This window comes from Actinoplanes sp. NPDC051537 (assembly GCF_055586105.1).
Genome location: NZ_JBVJIU010000014.1, coordinates 220,005 through 236,005, shown reverse-complemented (window position 1 = coordinate 236,005; position 16,001 = coordinate 220,005). Strand labels below are relative to the sequence as shown.

Here is a 16,001-nt window from a genome sequence, read left to right as displayed (position 1 = left end):
AGTCGTCCACGATGACTGGTGACTCCGGCCTCGCCACGCGGTTTGTGAGGTGGACATGGTGCCGTGCACTTCTGCATCGAGGTTGGTGGGCGGTCACCAGCGTCTACCTGGTCGTCGACGCACATCTGCGGGCGTCCGAGCTGGTGTTGATCGGTGTCGGTCAGTCAATCGCCGCGCTGGTGTTCGAGGTCCCAGCGGGCATGCTCGCCGACACGGTGAGCCGCAAGGGGTCGCTGGTCATCTCGCATGTCCTCATGGGCACTGCCATGCTCGCCACCGGCCTCGTCAGCGATTTCGTGCCGGTGCTGGCGACGCAGATGCTGTGGGGACTGTCCTGGAACTTCGCCAGCGGAGCAGACGTGGCATGGATCAGCGACGAACTGGACGAGCCAACAGCCGTCGCCGCGGTGTTGATGCGAGCGGAGCAGGCCCAGCTGACCGGGACGGTCGCCGGACTGGTGAGCGTCAGCGGGCTGGCATGGCTGACCGACCCCCGCTCCGCCATGATGGTTGCCGGAGCCGCCATGCTGCTGCTCGGCGGCTATGTCGTGGCGTGCTTCCCTGAGCGCCGGTTCCGGCCGGTCCGCGTGAAGCGATGGTCCGCTTCCTGGTCGATCCTGGTGCGCGGATCGGCCTTGGTGCGCACCAGTCGTGTCATCCTCGGCATCTTCGCGGCGACGTTTATGGTCAATGGAGTCGTCAACGCGTTCGGCCGCCTCTACCCGTTAAGACTGGTCGATGTCGGGCTATCCGTCGATCCCCTGCTGTGGCTTGGCGGCCTGGGCGTGCTGATGAGCCTCGCCGGCGCCGCCGCATTACGCCTGGTGAGGCCACACATTTACGGTGTCCACACGCTGCGACGAGGCTTCGTCACCGCCTGCACGGTCGCCACGGTAGGCGTCACCGGCCTGGCCATCGCACCCGAGGGAAACAGCGGCAGCCTCGCCGTGCTCCTGGCCGCTGGCGCGCTGCCACTGACCCGCACCTTCACCACCATCTGGATCAACGAACAGACCGTCAGCGCCGTCCGGGCCACGGTGCACTCGTTGCTCGCCCAAGCCAAATACCTCGGAGAGATCGCCTGCGGGCTCGCCATCGCCGCCGTCGCTCACCTCGCCACCATGCCCATCGCCCTGCTGATCTGCGCCGGCCTGCTCGCGATCGCCGCGCTGCTGGTCCAACACACGGGCTCCCCGCGGCCCGAGCCAGCATCATGATGCTCAGCCCATGTCGGCCCCGGTCCACCCCGTACGAAGCCTCGGACGACATTGAGGCGCCGAGCTGAACTCGTGGCTCGGGCTCACGAAGATCTCACACCAGCGTCAGCCCGGAGGCGGCGATGCCGGAGTAGAGCACCGCGTGCCACGGGGTCCAGAACGTCTCGAGCTCGGGCAAGGAGCGAGCGGGGACCCCGGAGGTCGCCATCGGGACAACTTGTATTCCCGGGGGTAAATCGGTTGTCAGCCTCCCGCGCGGGCGGCAGCCTGGGCTACCAGCCAGGGCAGGTGGTCGCGGCCCACGCGGCCGTCGCCCATCAGGGTCACCACGTACGTCGTCTCGCCGACCCGGAACGCCGCGCGGTCGCCGTTCACGAAAGCGCCTCCGGGCAGGGCCGTGCCGCGGCTGTTGGCCCGCCACGCCACCCGGCCGGGCAGGCCGGCCATCGACTGCACCAGCATGACCGGCTTGTCGCGGGAGACCGAAAGGTATTGCAGGCCGAGCGGCAACGGCGCGAACTTCACCGGCTGGCCGACGACCCGGGCGATGTCGTCGGCGGCGAACACGGGCGGGGGCGCGACTGACGGCATCACGGCCAGCGACAGCGATCCGGTCTCCTCCTCGGTCACGGTCGACGCCAGCTCTCGTGACCGGCCGCCGCCGACCAGGGCGACCGCCACCACGCGGCGTGACCAGGGACGGACACTGATGGTGACCGTGTCGCCGTCCTGGCACGATGCCGCGGCGGGCACGGGCAGGCCCCACGCGGTGGTCCGGTCGGACGATCCGTCGTCGACGGCCAGGTGGTCGAGCCACGGCACGGCCGGATCGTCGTTGTTCTGCCGCTTCGTCTTCCACGTCTCGCGCCACAGCACCTCGCCGGTGATCTCGCGGACCAGCGCGAGGTCGAGCAGCGCCCGCACCAGCACGTAGGACCCGAGCAGCATCAGCAGCACGCCCGCGGCCGCGGCGTAGTCGATCGGCCGCAAGAAACGAACGATCAAGAGCCCGACCAGGAGGTACGCCGCGGCGCTGAGCACCAGGTAGGGCAGGGGACGGCCAAATCGGGGCCAGAAGCCGGGGTACCGCACCCGCACCCGGTGCCAGGTCCCGCCGAACGACGACCAGACCAGTTTCTTGTCGCCCATCTCCAGATCGAGGACCGCGCTGGCCAGCCGGGCCGCCCCGACCGCCGCGCCATAGGCGAGGTAGCGATCCCAGACCATCACGGCGGCCGGCGGCAACTCCGCGAACTGCTCGTGCCCGCGCAGCCAGTCGCGCACGCCGAGCCACCGGGCCGCGGCCTCGCGCCCGGCCGGCGTGTCCCGCTCCCCCAGCGACCGCGCCCCGAGCGCGCTGAGCGCCGCGAACGTGAAGATCCCGAAGGCGAGCGCGGGCGGCTTGTCGTCCTCGGTCTTGCCGATGCCGTAGTGCAGCGCGGCCAGACCGACCGCGACGCCGACGCCGGCCGCGAGAACGGAGAGCATGGTCGCGACGGTCTTGCTGATCCGCCGCCGGGACAGCCCGGCCGCCCGCGCCTCGGCGAAGACCGACTGACGCAGGCGCCGGTTCCAGCGGGCGGACTGCCCGGCGTCGCGAAACGTGAGCGCGGTGATCGGCACGACCCCGTCGACCGCGAGACCTTGGATGCGCTCGAGGACTTGCCGCTCGTAGGGCTTGAGCTCAGTTGATCTTGTAGAGAAGGAGGTGGCGGAGATCCCGGAGGGCGACGGCGAGGGAAGGTGCACCGTCGTCTGGAGCGGATCGGCGGCGGGCTGGCGCAGCTCGAAATGGCGCCGGGCGGCCAGGTCGAGCAGGGTCGACTCGGCCGCGTCCTCGGTCAGCGCCCAGCGGTTGACCAGCAGGCTGACCAGGGCCGGCGACTCCGGCCCGAGGTCCATCGTGGCGGGTGCGGCCGACGGCGACGCGGGGCGGGTGAGGACCCGGCAGAACGCGTACACCAGAAACCAGACACCGACGGCGGCGGACGCCACCAGCAGGTCGGCCATGGTCAGAAGCGGACCTGGACGGGACCGCGCTCGTCGCCCGCCACCTGGTAGAACTCGCGGGACCGGAAGCCGGTGACCGCGGCGATCAGGTTGGTGGGCACCGTCTGCACGGCGTTGTTGTAGGTCTGGACCGCGCTGTTGAAGAACTGCCGCGCGTACGCGATCTTGTCCTCGGTGTTGGCCAGCTCCGCCTGGAGCGCCGCGAAGTTCTGGTTGGCCTTGAGGTCGGGGTAGGCCTCGGCCACCGCGAAGAGCCGGCCGAGCGCCTGGGTGAGCGCGCCCTCGGCCTCGGCCCGTTCCACTACGCCCGCACCCTGGGCGGCCGACATCGCGTTGCCGCGGGCCGCGACCACGGCGTCGAGCGTGCCCCGCTCGTGCGCGGCGTACCCGCGGACGGTCTCGACCAGGTTCGGGATGAGGTCGTACCGGCGCTTGAGTTGCACGTCGATCTGAGCCCATGAGGCGTCCGCCTGGTTGCGCAGGCGGACGAGGCGGTTGAAGGTGGCCACCAGCACGGCGACCACGACGATGAGAAGGACGCAGATGATTCCACCGACGACGGCCGCAGCCGTGCCACCTGTCATGGCCCCGAAGATAGGGGTGCCGCGCTACTCGATCAATTAGCCGATCGTGCTCTGGCGGGCGATCAGCTTGTGTGCCGCTCGCAGCTCGACCCCGGGCACCGCGGACGGCGCGCCGATCCGCATGACCAGGCGGTCTACGGCCATCTGCGCTATCGCCTTCTTGTCCGGCTGGATCGTGCTGATCGTCGGCTGGCTGTACCGGCCGTCCTCGATGTCGTCGTAGCCGATGATCGCCACGTCCTCGGGCACCCGCAGCCCGCGGCCGAGGACGGTGTGGATCGCGCCGGAGGCGACCAGGTCGCTGTAGCAGAACACGGCGTCGGGCGGGTCGGCCCGGTCGAGCAGGGCGGCCATCGCGGTGGCGCCGTCGATCCGGTTGAACCGGGCGGTGCCGATGATCAGGGACTCGTCGACCGCGAGGCCGGCCGCCTCGTGCGCCGCCCGGAAGCCGCGGGTACGCAGCTGGGCGGCCTCGCCGGTGGGGTACGGCTGGTCGCCGATCGCGGCGATGCGGCGGCGGCCGATCTCGATCAGGTGCGACACCGCCTCGGTCGAGGCCGCGACATCGTCGATGCCCACGTGGTCGAACGTGCCGTCGGAGCGGCGCTCGCCCAGCACGACCAGGGGAAGGTCGGGATCGCGTACGGACAGATCCTCCTGAGCGAGTCCCAGCGGGCTGATGATCATGCCGTCGAAGAGGAAGCGGCGGGAGCCGCGCCCGATGAGCTCGCCCTCGTGCTCGCGGTCGCCGTCGGTCTGGTCGACCAGCACGTTGTAGCCGAGCTTGCGGGCCGCCGGGATGACCGCCTGGAGCAACTCGGCGAAGTACGGCGTGTCCAGGTAGGGCACCACGACGACGATCTGCCCGGAACGCCCGGTCGCGAGGTTGCGGGCGAGCACGTTGGGCCGGTAGCCCAGCTCGGCGATCGCGAGCTCGACCTTGGCCCGGGTGCTGTCGGTGACCTTGGCGTAGCCGTTGACCACGTTGGACACGGTCCGCGGCGACACACCGGCCAGCTCGGCAACATCACGCAGCGTAGTTTCTCGCACGAAACGCCTCCCCCATTTGTTGCTGCGATAACGAAAGTATTTCCACGACGTTGCCTCTTGCCAGAGCTGAACGGCCGAGGCATAGTCCTTTGCAGCGCTGCAAACGGAACTTACATCACACATCACCGACGAGTGGTGAGCTCCCCCTCCCCTCGGCATCCACCCAGATAGCGCGTCCTCCCCCGGTGCTGGCCTCACAGCCCGTGACTTTTGCTGCCCTCGGGAAGACGCGCCACCGGTAAGAGGAGGCCAGGAATGCGCTTCAAGAAGAGTCTTTCTGTGGTGGCCCCCGTCGTGCTCGCCCTCGGCCTGGCCGCCTGCGGCGGCGGGGACGACGACAGCGGTAGCGGCGGGACCGCGGCCAAGCCCACCAACTGCACCAACAAGATCGTTCACGAGGACGCCAAGCGGGTCCTGGTCTGGGCCTGGTACCCGAACATGGCCAAGGTCGTCGACAACTTCAACAACCAGCACACCGACGTCCAGGCCTGCTGGACCAACGCCGGCCAGGGCCAGCCCGAGTACGCGAAGTTCCAGACCGCGATCTCGGCCAAGAAGGGCGCGCCGGACGTGGTCATGCTCGAGGCCGACCAGCTCGTCGGCTTCGAGATCCAGGACGCGCTGGTCGACCTCGCCCCGTACGGCGCCGCCGACGTCAAGAAGAACTTCAGCGACGGCGCCTGGAAGGACGTCTCCCAGGGCGACAAGGTCTACGCGGCCCCGGTCGACGGCGGCCCGATGGCGCTGATCTACCGCACCGACGTGTTCCAGAAGTACGGGATCAAGGAACCCCCGAAGACCTGGGACGAGTACGCCGCGGACGCCAAGAAGGTCAAGGACGCGGGCGGCCCGGTCTTCGGCGACTTCGGCAGCAACGTGCCGGCCGTGACCACCGCCCTGATGATCCAGAAGGGCGCCGCGCCGTTCACCTACAACCTGGCCGACAAGCAGAACATCACCATCAAGGTCGACGACCAGGCGACCAAGGACGTGCTCGACTACTGGGGCAACCTGTCCAAGCAGGGCCTGGTCGGCAAGGAGGACCAGTTCACCACCGACTACATCGCCGGCATGGTGGGCGGCAAGTACGCCACCTACGTCTCGGCGGCGTGGGCGCCCGGCTACCTGACCGGCGCCGGGGTCGGCGCCGGCAAGGACAAGGGCAAGTTCGGGGTCGCGCCGCTGCCGCAGTGGGACGCGAACAGCCCGGTCTCGGTCAACTGGGGCGGCTCGGCGTTCGCGGTCACCTCGCAGGCCGCGGACAAGGCGGCCGCGGCCAAGGTCGCGCTCGGCCTCTATGCCGACGACGCGTCGCTGACCGACGGCTGGAAGACGCAGACGATCTTCCCGCTCAACCAGGGCGTGCTGAAGTCCGACGAGTTCCTGAACGCGAAGATCGACTTCTTCAACGGGCAGACCGTCAACAAGGACATCTACGTCCCGGCCGAGAACGCCTACCAGGGCGCCGTCTACAGCCCCTTCACCGTCTACTACTACGCCCAGCTCCAGGCTCAGATCGCGAAGATCAACAACGGCGGGACCACGGGCTCCCAGGCGGCGACCGACCTGCAGAACCAGCTGGTCCAGTACGCCAAGACGCAGGGCTTCACGGTTCAGTGATCGCCGGCCGGGCGGCCTCGGCCGCCCGGCCTCCTCCCCTGGAGTGCACCCCATGGCAGTCGAGACGCCGGTGAGCGCCGGCTCCTCCACGGTTACTCCCCTCGCCGAGCGCCGCGGCAAGAGACGTCGCGGCGGCGTGGGCTGGCTCTTCATCGCCCCGTTCCTGGTGATCTTTCTGGCGTTCCGGGTCGCGCCCCTGGCGTACGCGGGCTATCTGAGTCTTTGGACGAAGGGCCTGGCCACGGGCACCACCTTCGCCGGGATCGACAACTACACCCGGGCCTTCAGCGACCCGTCGTTCCGCAAGGGACTGTGGTTCGTGCTGCGGTTCAGCGTCGTCGTGATCCCGCTGCAGATCCTCGTGGCGCTCGTCGCGGCGCTGCTGCTCGACGAGATCACCGGGCGGCTGGCCAAGTTCGCCCGCCTCACGATCTTCTTGCCGTATGCGATCCCGGCCGTGCTCGGGGCGCTGATGTGGGGCTTCCTCTACTCCCCCAGCTTCGGCCCGATCGAGCAGATCGCCTCGTTCTTCGACGTGCGGGCGCCGTTCCTGCTCAGCCAGGGCAACGTCTTCTACGGACTGCTCAACGTGGTGACCTGGCAGTGGTCCGGTTACTACATGATCATCATCTACGCGGCGCTGAAGAGCATCGACTCGACGATCTACGAGGCGGCACGCATCGACGGCGCCTCCGGGCGGCAGATCGCGCAGCGGATCAAGGTGCCGATGGTCAGCTCGGCGCTCATCCTGATCCTGGTCTTCTCGCTGATCGGCACGCTCCAGTTCTTCAGCGAGCCGCAGATCCTGCGGCCGATCGCGAACGGCTCGATCACGCCGGACTTCACCCCGAACATCTACGCGTACGAGTTGGCCTTCAACTATGCGCAGTTCAACTACGCCTCGGCGATCTCGTTCGCGCTCGGTTTCGTGGTGTTCGTGGCCGTCGCCATCTTCATGATCGCCACCCGCAAGCGAGGGAGCCTCTTCACATGAAGCCCCGCCATTTGTGGGCGAAGCTCGCCCTGCTGGCCCTGGCCACCTACTTCCTCATCCCGGTCTGGTGGATCGCGGTCGCCAGCACCAAGAACGCCGAGGGCCTGTTCGCCGGCACCGGCTCGCTCTGGTTCCACGGCTTCCACCTCTTCGACAACCTGAAGAGCCTGTTCACCTACAACAACGGCGAGTACCTGCGCTGGCTCGGCAACTCGGCGCTGTACGCGTTCGCCGGCGGCATCGGATGCACGATCGTCTCGGTGCTGGCCGGCTACGGCTTCGCGAAGTTCGACTTCCGCGGCCGGAACATCGTGTTCGCCCTGGTGCTGGGCTCGGTGATGGTGCCGCTGACCGCGCTGGTCATCCCCACGTTCGTGCTGATGAGCAAGTTCGGGCTGGTCGACACCATCTGGGCGGTGATCCTGCCGTCCCTGCTCAGCCCCTTCGCCGTCTACCTCATGCGGGTGTACGCGGGGGCGTCCGTCCCCGATGAGCTGCTGGACGCCGCCCGGATCGACGGCGCCGGCGAGCTGCGCACGTTCTGGCGGGTGGCGTTGCCGATGATGCGCCCCGGCGTGGTCACCGTGCTGCTGCTGTCGGTCGTGGCGACCTGGAACAACTTCTTCCTGCCGCTGATGATGCTGTCGACCTCGCGGCTCTACCCGCTGACCGTCGGCATCAACCTGTGGCAGCAGCTCGCGAGCTCCAACAACGGCGGCGGCCAGTCGCTGTGGAACCTGATCATCATCGGCTCGCTCGTCTCGTTCGTACCGCTGATCATCGCCTTCCTGACGCTGCAGAAGTACTGGCAGGGCGGGTTGTCGGTGGGCAGCCTCAAGTGATCTCGGGAGTACCGTGCCGCACGCTTCGTTTCGCCTCGACCCCGCCTTCACCATCGCGCCGGTCTCCCGCCGCACCTTCGGCTCGTTCGTCGAGCACATGGGCCGCTGCGTCTACACCGGCATCTACGAGCCGTCCCACCCGACCGCCGACGCCGACGGGTTCCGGGAGGACGTGCTGGCGCTGACCCGGGAGCTGGGCGTGTCGCTCGTGCGCTACCCGGGCGGGAACTTCGTCTCCGGATACCGCTGGGAGGACGGCGTCGGCCCGGTCGCCGACCGTCCGGTCCGGCGCGACCTCGCCTGGCACAGCCTCGAGACGAACGAGGTGGGCATCGACGAGTTCATGCGCTGGGCGGGCAAGGCCGACGTCGAGGTCATGTACGCGCTCAACCTCGGGACCCGCGGCGTGCAGGAGGCGCTGGACGTCCACGAATACCTGAACCACCCGTCGGGGACGCGGCTGTCGGAGCAGCGTCGGGCTTTCGCCTCGGACAAGCCGTACGGGATCAGGATGTTCTGTCTCGGGAACGAGATGGACGGGCCCTGGCAGACCGGACACAAGACCGCGCACGAGTACGGGCGATTGGCGGCCGAGACGGCGCGGGCGCTCAAGGCGGCGGAGCCCGGCCTGGAGCTGATCGCCTGCGGGAGCTCGAACTCGTCGATGCCGACGTTCGCGGCGTGGGAGTCGGAGGTGCTCGAGCTGGCCTACGACCAGGTCGACTACATCTCGGCGCACGCCTACTACGAGGTGATCGACGGGGACGTGGGCAGCTTCCTGGCCTCGGCCGTCGACATGGACCATTTCGTGAACAGCGTGGTGGCGACGGCGGACAGCGTGGCCGCCCGGCTGAAGTCGCCGAAGCGGTTGCAGATCTCGTTCGACGAATGGAACGTGTGGTACATCCGGGAATTCGAGGCCAATCGGTCGTACGACGAATGGCCGATCGCGCCCCGGGTCATCGAGGATTCGTACAACGTCGCCGATGCGGTGGTGGTCGGGAGCTTGCTGATCTCGCTGTTGCGGCATTCTGATCGGGTCGCGGCCGCGTGTCAGGCGCAGCTGGTGAACGTGATCGCGCCGATTCGGACCGAGCCGGGTGGGCCGGCCTGGCGGCAGACGATCTTCCATCCGTTTGCGCTTACCTCGCGGCTCGCTCGCGGTTCCGTGCTGCGGGTCGAGGTGTCGTCGCCTTCTTACGAGACTGCGCGATTTGGGGCCGTGCCGGTCGTCGATGCCGTGGCGACGCATGATGCCGAGACCGGAGATATCACCATTTTTACGGTTAACCGGGATCAGTCTTCTTCTTGCGATTTGTCGGTTTCGCTGGAGGGGTCGTACGTCGTTGCCGAGTGCTGGACACTTTCGGACTCCGATCTGACCGCTACCAATACGGCCGAGGACCCGGACCGGGTGGTGCCCCGGGCCGGGTCGGCTTCGATTTCGGCGGAGGGGGCGCTTTCCGCGTCGTTGCCGCCGGTTTCGTGGAGCGCGATCCGGCTTTCGCCCGCCGCTGCCGTCGCCGTCAATTAGCCCGGCCGGCGCCGTCGCTTAGCCCGGCCGTCGCCTGGAACGGCCGTCGCCGTCGCTTAGCCCGGCCGTCGCTTAGCCCGGCCGTCGCTCAGCCCGGCCGTCGCTCAGCCCGGCCGTCGCTCAGCCCGGCCGTCGCCTGGAACGGCCGTCGCCTGGAACGGCCGTCGCTTAGAAGGTGATGGTCCAGCCCTCCTCGGCGGCCTGGTCGGCGGTGTAGGCGACGCCGTCGACCTTGAGGCCGCGGCCGTCGAGGACGGTGATCGTGCCGCCCCGGTTGCCGAGCGCGAACGGGGCGGCGACGCTCACCCTTCGCGCATCGCCGGCCGGGAGCTGCCCGTCGAGGTCGTGGCGGTTGCCGGCGCGGTCGAGGAGCTGCCAGCCGGTGAGGTCGATGCCGGCCGGGGACGCGTTGAGCAGGGTGACGGTCTCGGGCTCGGGGGCGGGACCGATCGGGTTCGCGAGGGCGGCAATGATGCGTACGACCGTCTGCTGATCTTGATCCTCTTCGGTGGGGATCGTGTGCCCGGTCGTGTCGTCGGTGTGGAACGACTGGGACTGGAAGGCGAGGAAGATCGCCACCCATTTGCCGTCCTGATAGTTCAGCAGGAGGCCGCCGTCCTGGAATATGCCGTCGTCGTCGGCGAAACGGCCGCTGTTGCCCTGATTCATATGGACGTCGTGGACGCCGTTCCCGGGCAGGAAATCGAACACCTTGTCCTTGGTGGTCGGCTCCGGCCCCCACGCCTGACCGAACACGAAGGCCCGCGCCTGCGGATCGCCGAGCGCGCGCTGAACGTAGTGGTCGAGGAAGTCGCCGAGGTCGTTCTCGGGGCCGGGCTCGGCGGTCGGCACCGGCCGCATGGCCTCGCGCGCGAAGAGATTGCCCCGGATGTAGTCGAGCGCCGCGCCGGCCCCGTCGCTGGTCAGCTCCGTGAACCCGTCGGGCAGCGCCGCGACGCGCTCGAGCAGCGGATGCTGAAAGTCGTCGACGGCGACGTAGAGAAGCTCGGGCGGCCGCTGCTGCGACCGCACATTGACCGCGGCCCGGTAATCGACCCCGGCGGCGCGCAGATGAATTTGATAGTGCGGCGTGTCGGCCGTCTCGATCCGGCGGTCGACAACGACGGCGCGGAGGACGCCATAGGGCTTGATCGGCATGGGCGCGATTAGAGCACCCATTTCGACGGGAGCTCAGTCAAAAGATCTACAAACGGCGCCGAGTTAATCCGATCTACGCGGCGAATTGGTTTCCACGGCCGCGGGCGGTCACCCGATCGGTCAGCTCTTGGTGCCCGCCGTTCGGCGCGTTGCAGTGCCCGCGCCCTTGCCGCACCCCGGGCCGTTGCCGCACCCCGCCGTCACCGCACCCACGCCGTCGCAGCGTCCCCGCCATCGCCACACCCGTGCCGTCACCGCGCCGCGCCGCCACCGCGCCCGAGGCGTTGCAGCGTCCCCGCCATCGCCGCACCCATGCAGTCACCGTCACCGTCACCGCGCCGCACCGCCACCGCGCCCGCACCGTCGCAGCGTCCCCGCGGTCGCCACACCCGGGCTGTCACCGTCACCGCGCCAGCGCCACCACCGCGCCCACGCCGTCGCATCGTCGGCGCCGTCGCATCGTCCGCGCCGTCGCATCGGGGCCACCCCGTCTCGGCGGGCTGCGCGCCGTCGCGGTCGGCTGTGGCCCCACCCTCTAACTGGGTGGGGCGAGTTTAGAGCCCAGCTACGACAATTTTCCGCGACTGTCCACAGGGCGCCGCCGATGAGTGCGGGGGGACTTCGCCGGGCGGGACGGTCAGTCCCAGACGGGCACCCACCATTGCCAGTCATGCGGGGCCGGGGGCCATTCGGGGTCGGGCCGCCAGCCAGGAGGAGGCGTCCAGCCGGTGGGTGCGGGCGGCCAGCCGGGTGGCGCGGCGAAGCGGATACCGGTGGGCGGCGGCGGGATCGGGCCGTGGTCACGGATCTCCGGCGGCGATGGCGCCACGGTCATCGGAACACCCGCGATCGGCCCGCTGGGGTCGCGCGACCCAAGCGACCCAAGCGACCCAAGCGACCCACGCAGGCCGGGTGGCGCGGGAACGACCGGCACGGACGGGCTCGGGCGATGGTCACGCGACCTCAGCGGCACGGGAACGGCCGTGACCGGGCCATGGTCACGCGACCCCGGCGGCAGGGGAACTGCCGGCACCGGGGCGATCTGCTCGGTTGCGGCGTCGGCGGGTCGCGTCGGCCGGGGCGGGATGGGCGGCGCGAGGAAGGGACGCGGGGCGGTGGACGGGCCCGGCGCGGAGACAAGGTCGGTCACGGTGACGGGGTCGGCCGCGACAAAGGGAGCGGTCAAGGGAGCAGTCAAGGGAGCGGTCAAAGGAGCGGTCAAAGGAGCGGTCAAAGGAGCGGTCAAAGGAGCGGCAAAGGAAGCCGTAGCGGAAGCGGACGGCGCGGACGAGGACGCGGACGCGAGCCAGCCGGGCGGCAGTTCGTGGGCGCGCAAGGCGTACAGGATGACGTCGGTCTTGAGCTGATTTCCGCGGATCAGCGCCCGAACCACCGTGGTGCGGCCCTGGGCGGCCAGATGCCTGATCACGGGGAGCAGGTCGCCGCTCGTTGTGGGGGTCACGAAGCCTATGCGGGCGCCGTCGAGGCGGACCTCGGCCGAAGGCTGGTCCGGCGACTCGTGCAACGTCGCGTGGGCCCAGCACTCGCCCTCGGGGCGCAGAAACGGCCGCAGCGTGTCCTGATGATGATCCTCGCCGGTCACCGGGATGGCGTTTCCGGTGGGGAGCAGGCGGTGCGGTCCGGCGGGCGGCGCGTTGACGGGCGTGAGCAGGTGCGGCTCGGCCAGGTCGAGGCGCACCGAGCCGCGGAGCGAGCGGTCGTCCCACACGCGGGCGGCCACCTGCGGCGACCAGCCCTGCGAGACCAGGAAGGTCAAGATCGGCGCATAGCGTACGGCCTCCGCGCGCGGAAGATAGCCGACCGGCCGGTCGCCTATGCGCACGCCGACCGCGTGCTGGTTGGCGGGCTCGGGCACGAGCGTGGCGACCGCGATGACCGCGGCGCCCTCGGGTTTGAAGTCGTTGCCGAGCACGTGGCGGATCGCGTCGGCGTGGTGCGATTCGCCGACGATGTCGGCGTGCGGGTATCCACGCTGGCCCCAGAGGTCCAAGGGAGTCGCCATCACCGGACCGTAGTGCCTCGCGCACGCGACGGGACTCGCCCTGACGGGTGACCCGGGCCAGCCGTCAGGGCGAGGAACTGAAGGGAGTCAGTGGACGGTGCGCAGGACGGTGTGGATCCAGGGGACGATGTTGTCGGTGCGGGCCGCGGTCTCGATCTGGGTGTGCGGGCAGCTCGGGCCGTTGCTCACCACGGCGACCAGCCGGGGCCATCGGTGTGACTGCTCGACGAAATAGGGGCCACCCGAGTCGTACGGGCATGGGGTCGTGTCCGGCGCCGGAGCGTAACCGTGCAGGCCCAGCACCGCGTCGCCCACCGTGACCACCGACAGTTGGCCCGTCCGCAGCTGCGTGGACGGCACCGGGTTCACGCTGGTCGTCGCGCCGTAGCCGGTCACCCGCAGGATCGCGCCGGTGGCCGGGGCGGTGCGGGACAGCGCGATCGGGCGGACGCCGAAGATCGGCGCCGAGAGCTCGGCCAGCGAGACGTCCGCGGTCGGGGACTGGCGGACGGCGATCACGGTGGCGGACCGGCCGCCCACCGTGGCCGTGGTCAGGTCGGCCACCGGACGGTCCACGCGCACGTTGTTGGCGTCGCGGAAGCAGTGGCCCGCGGTGATCAGCCAGCGCGCCGCGATCAGGGCGCCGGAGCAGGCGCTGTTGCGGCGCCCGCCGTCGGCGGTGGGGATGCCGGTCATGGTCAGCCGGACGGAGAACGTGTACTTGCCGTCCGGCACCGGTTCGCCGTTGGCGATGGCCCAGGCCGGAGTGCCGGCCCCGAGCACGATTCCGAGCGTTGCGGCAACGGCGAGCAGCCGTCGTGTCGATCGTGACATCGGCCCACCGTATCGATGGCTGGCAATCAACGCATGCCCAGCATCGCCTTCACGAGGTCCTGCAGCGGGGCCACCAGCTCGGCCTCGGTGGCCGAGGCGAGCGGCTCGACCGGGGTCGACGAGCGCAGCAGCGTGATGCCGATCGCGGCGGCCAGCACGATCTCGGCGCGCAGCAGGTGCCGGTCGGGCTCGCCGGCCAGGCCGGCCAGCTTGGCGGCCGACGAGCGCAGCACCGAGAGCCGGATCTGGTCGGCCCGCTCGTCGCCGGACGAGCGCAGCAGCAGGGCGAGCTGGGCGGCCATGCTGTCGGAGGAGGCCATCCCGGCGATGTGGCCGGCCATGGTCTCGGCGACCCGGTCGGCCGTCACCTCCCCGGTGGTACGCCGCAGGTCCTCCCCCGCCGTGGTGAGGCACGCCTCGAACAGGCCCTCCTTCGACGAGAAGTAGCGGCTGATCAGGGCGACGTTGACCCCGGCGTCCTCGGCGATGTCGCGGACGGTGGTCGCCGCGTACCCCTCCTCGGCGAAACGGCGCCGGGCCGCCTCGAGCAGCAGTCGCCGGGTCTTGGTCGCGTCGCGGCGTCGGGGAACGGTCACGCAGAGCAGCCTAGCCGATGTAAACGCCTGTTGACTTCGACGGGTCACGAAGACTACCGTGCCGAAGTCAGCAGACGTTTACTTACGGGGGATCCATGTCGTCCCAGCCCCGCACCGGTCGCGTGGTGCTCTTCCTCTCGCTCGGCGGCCTGGCCTTCGCCGTGCTCCAGTCGCTCGTCGCCCCGGCGCTGCCGGTGATCGGCAAGGACCTCGGCGCGTCCACCGAGGACATCAGCTGGGTGCTCACCGCGTACCTCCTGGCCGCCTCTGTTCTCACGCCGATCCTGGGCCGCCTGGGCGACATGATCGGCAAGCGCAAGGTCATGCTCGCGGTTTTGGTGATCCTGGCCGCCGGCACGCTGCTCGCCGCCCTCGCGCCGAGCCTGCCGGTGCTGATCGCGGCCCGCGCGTTGCAGGGCGCGGCCGGCGCGATCCTGCCGCTGTCGATCGGCATCGTCCGCGACGAGCTGCCCCGGGAACGCGTCGGCGTCGTGGTCGGCCTGCTCTCGGCGATCTTCGGCATCGGCGCCGGCCTCGGCATCGTGGCGGCCGGCCCGATCGTCGACCACCTCTCCTGGCACTGGCTGTTCTGGCTTCCGCTGGTGCTCATCGGGGTGGCGCTGGCCGGCGTGCTGGCGGGGGTTCCCGAGTCGCCGGTACGCGCGCCCGGCCGTCTCGACGTGCTCGGGGCGACCATCCTCTCGGTGTCGCTGGTCGGGTTGCTCCTGGCGATCAGCAAGGGCCGCGAGTGGGGCTGGGGCGACGCCAAGACCCTCACGCTGCTGATCATCGGCGCGATCGCCCTGGTCGTCTTCGTGCTCGTCGAGCTGCGGGTCAAGGAGCCGCTGATCGACATGCGGCTGATGGCGCTGCGCGGCGTGTGGACGACCAATATCGTGGGCCTGACCTTCGGCTTCGCGATGTTCGGCACGTTCCTGCTGATCCCGACCCTGCTCGAGCTGCCGGCGGTCACCGGCTACGGCTTCGGCAAGAGCGTCTCGCAGGCCGGCCTGTTCCTGCTGCCGACCACGCTCATGATGCTCGTCTTCGGCCCGCTGTCCGGGCTGCTCGAGCGGCGCTACGGCCCGAAGCTGCCGCTGTTCCTCGGCTCGGTCGCGGTCGTCGCCGCGTTCGCGCTGCCCGCGGTGATGCACGACCAGGTGTGGCACCTGCTGGTCTCGGGCTTCCTCACCGGCGCCGGCATCGGCCTGGTCTTCGCGGCCATGTCCAACGCGATCATCGAGACCGTCCCGGCCACCCACACCGGCGAGGCCACCAGCGTCAACGCGATCGTCCGCACGGTCGGCGGCAGCGTCGGCAGCGCGGTGGTGGCGGCCATCGTCGCCTCGGACCTGACCGCGCAGGGCGTTCCGGCCGACCACGCGTTCACCACCGGCTTCTGGGCCTGCGCCGGGGTGGCGGTCATCGCCGTGATCGCGTCGCTGGCGCTGCCGTCGGCCCGCAAGCGGCACGACCAGGCGGTGACGGCCGACGCTCTCCCGGCGGAACCGGTCGAGCTGCACCGGTAACGCCACAGGA

General features: G+C 69.8%; 13 protein-coding genes. 6 read left to right on the top strand and 7 right to left on the bottom strand.

Annotation, left to right across the window (positions count from 1 at the left end):
* Positions 1 to 11 precede the first annotated feature (11 nt).
* The gene (locus tag ACZ6TB_RS32185; protein WP_465560635.1) at positions 12 to 1,217 is read left to right on the top strand and encodes an MFS transporter; all 1,206 of its coding nucleotides are present in this window, start codon (positions 12 to 14) and stop codon (positions 1,215 to 1,217) included.
* A 243-nt stretch (positions 1,218 to 1,460) separates the two neighbouring features.
* Here the strand turns inward: ACZ6TB_RS32185 and ACZ6TB_RS32180 are convergent, their stop codons facing one another.
* The 3 genes from ACZ6TB_RS32180 to ACZ6TB_RS32170 are packed head-to-tail and all read right to left on the bottom strand — an operon-like array spanning position 1,461 to position 4,861.
* Positions 1,461 to 3,227: a DUF2207 family protein gene (locus tag ACZ6TB_RS32180; protein WP_465560633.1), complete on the bottom strand. Its 1,767-nt coding sequence runs from the start codon at positions 3,225 to 3,227 to the stop codon at positions 1,461 to 1,463.
* Between the two features lie 2 nt (positions 3,228 to 3,229).
* The gene (locus ACZ6TB_RS32175) at positions 3,230 to 3,811 is read right to left on the bottom strand and encodes a LemA family protein (RefSeq protein WP_465560630.1); all 582 of its coding nucleotides are present in this window, start codon (positions 3,809 to 3,811) and stop codon (positions 3,230 to 3,232) included.
* Positions 3,812 to 3,847: 36 nt separating this feature from the next.
* A complete protein-coding gene (locus ACZ6TB_RS32170) occupies positions 3,848 to 4,861 on the bottom strand; it encodes a LacI family DNA-binding transcriptional regulator (RefSeq protein WP_465560628.1) in 1,014 nt (337 codons plus the stop codon).
* A gap of 255 nt (positions 4,862 to 5,116) precedes the next feature.
* Between ACZ6TB_RS32170 and ACZ6TB_RS32165 the strand changes: the two genes are divergently transcribed.
* Genes ACZ6TB_RS32165 through arfA form a run of 4 tightly spaced genes read left to right on the top strand, consistent with a single transcriptional unit; the run spans position 5,117 to position 9,851 of the window.
* A complete protein-coding gene (locus ACZ6TB_RS32165; protein ID WP_465560625.1) occupies positions 5,117 to 6,481 on the top strand; it encodes an ABC transporter substrate-binding protein in 1,365 nt (454 codons plus the stop codon).
* A gap of 52 nt (positions 6,482 to 6,533) precedes the next feature.
* The gene (locus ACZ6TB_RS32160) at positions 6,534 to 7,475 is read left to right on the top strand and encodes a carbohydrate ABC transporter permease (protein WP_465560622.1); all 942 of its coding nucleotides are present in this window, start codon (positions 6,534 to 6,536) and stop codon (positions 7,473 to 7,475) included.
* Positions 7,472 to 8,317: a carbohydrate ABC transporter permease gene (locus ACZ6TB_RS32155; RefSeq protein ID WP_465560619.1), complete on the top strand. Its 846-nt coding sequence runs from the start codon at positions 7,472 to 7,474 to the stop codon at positions 8,315 to 8,317. Before ACZ6TB_RS32160 ends, ACZ6TB_RS32155 begins: the two co-directional genes overlap by 4 nt.
* Positions 8,318 to 8,330: 13 nt before the next feature.
* Positions 8,331 to 9,851, top strand: a complete 1,521-nt coding sequence (gene arfA, locus ACZ6TB_RS32150) for an arabinosylfuranosidase ArfA (RefSeq protein WP_465560616.1) — start codon at positions 8,331 to 8,333, stop codon at positions 9,849 to 9,851.
* Positions 9,852 to 10,019: 168 nt separating this feature from the next.
* On the opposite strand, the gene ACZ6TB_RS32145 is transcribed toward arfA, so the two are convergent.
* The 4 genes from ACZ6TB_RS32145 to ACZ6TB_RS32130 form a co-directional block, all read right to left on the bottom strand.
* Positions 10,020 to 11,009, bottom strand: coding sequence for a DUF2278 family protein (locus tag ACZ6TB_RS32145; protein ID WP_465560613.1), 990 nt, complete (start codon positions 11,007 to 11,009; stop codon positions 10,020 to 10,022).
* Positions 11,010 to 11,646: 637 nt separating this feature from the next.
* Positions 11,647 to 13,032 carry a hypothetical protein gene (locus tag ACZ6TB_RS32140; protein WP_465560610.1) on the bottom strand — a complete coding sequence of 462 codons (1,386 nt, stop codon included), beginning with the start codon at positions 13,030 to 13,032 and terminating at the stop codon, positions 11,647 to 11,649.
* Between the two features lie 87 nt (positions 13,033 to 13,119).
* Positions 13,120 to 13,866 carry a S1 family peptidase gene (locus ACZ6TB_RS32135; protein ID WP_465560608.1) on the bottom strand — a complete coding sequence of 249 codons (747 nt, stop codon included), beginning with the start codon at positions 13,864 to 13,866 and terminating at the stop codon, positions 13,120 to 13,122.
* A 26-nt stretch (positions 13,867 to 13,892) separates the two neighbouring features.
* Positions 13,893 to 14,462, bottom strand: a complete 570-nt coding sequence (locus ACZ6TB_RS32130; RefSeq protein WP_465560606.1) for a TetR/AcrR family transcriptional regulator — start codon at positions 14,460 to 14,462, stop codon at positions 13,893 to 13,895.
* Between the two features lie 95 nt (positions 14,463 to 14,557).
* Between ACZ6TB_RS32130 and ACZ6TB_RS32125 the strand changes: the two genes are divergently transcribed.
* Positions 14,558 to 15,991, top strand: coding sequence for an MFS transporter (locus ACZ6TB_RS32125; RefSeq protein ID WP_465560604.1), 1,434 nt, complete (start codon positions 14,558 to 14,560; stop codon positions 15,989 to 15,991).
* Positions 15,992 to 16,001 lie beyond the last annotated feature (10 nt).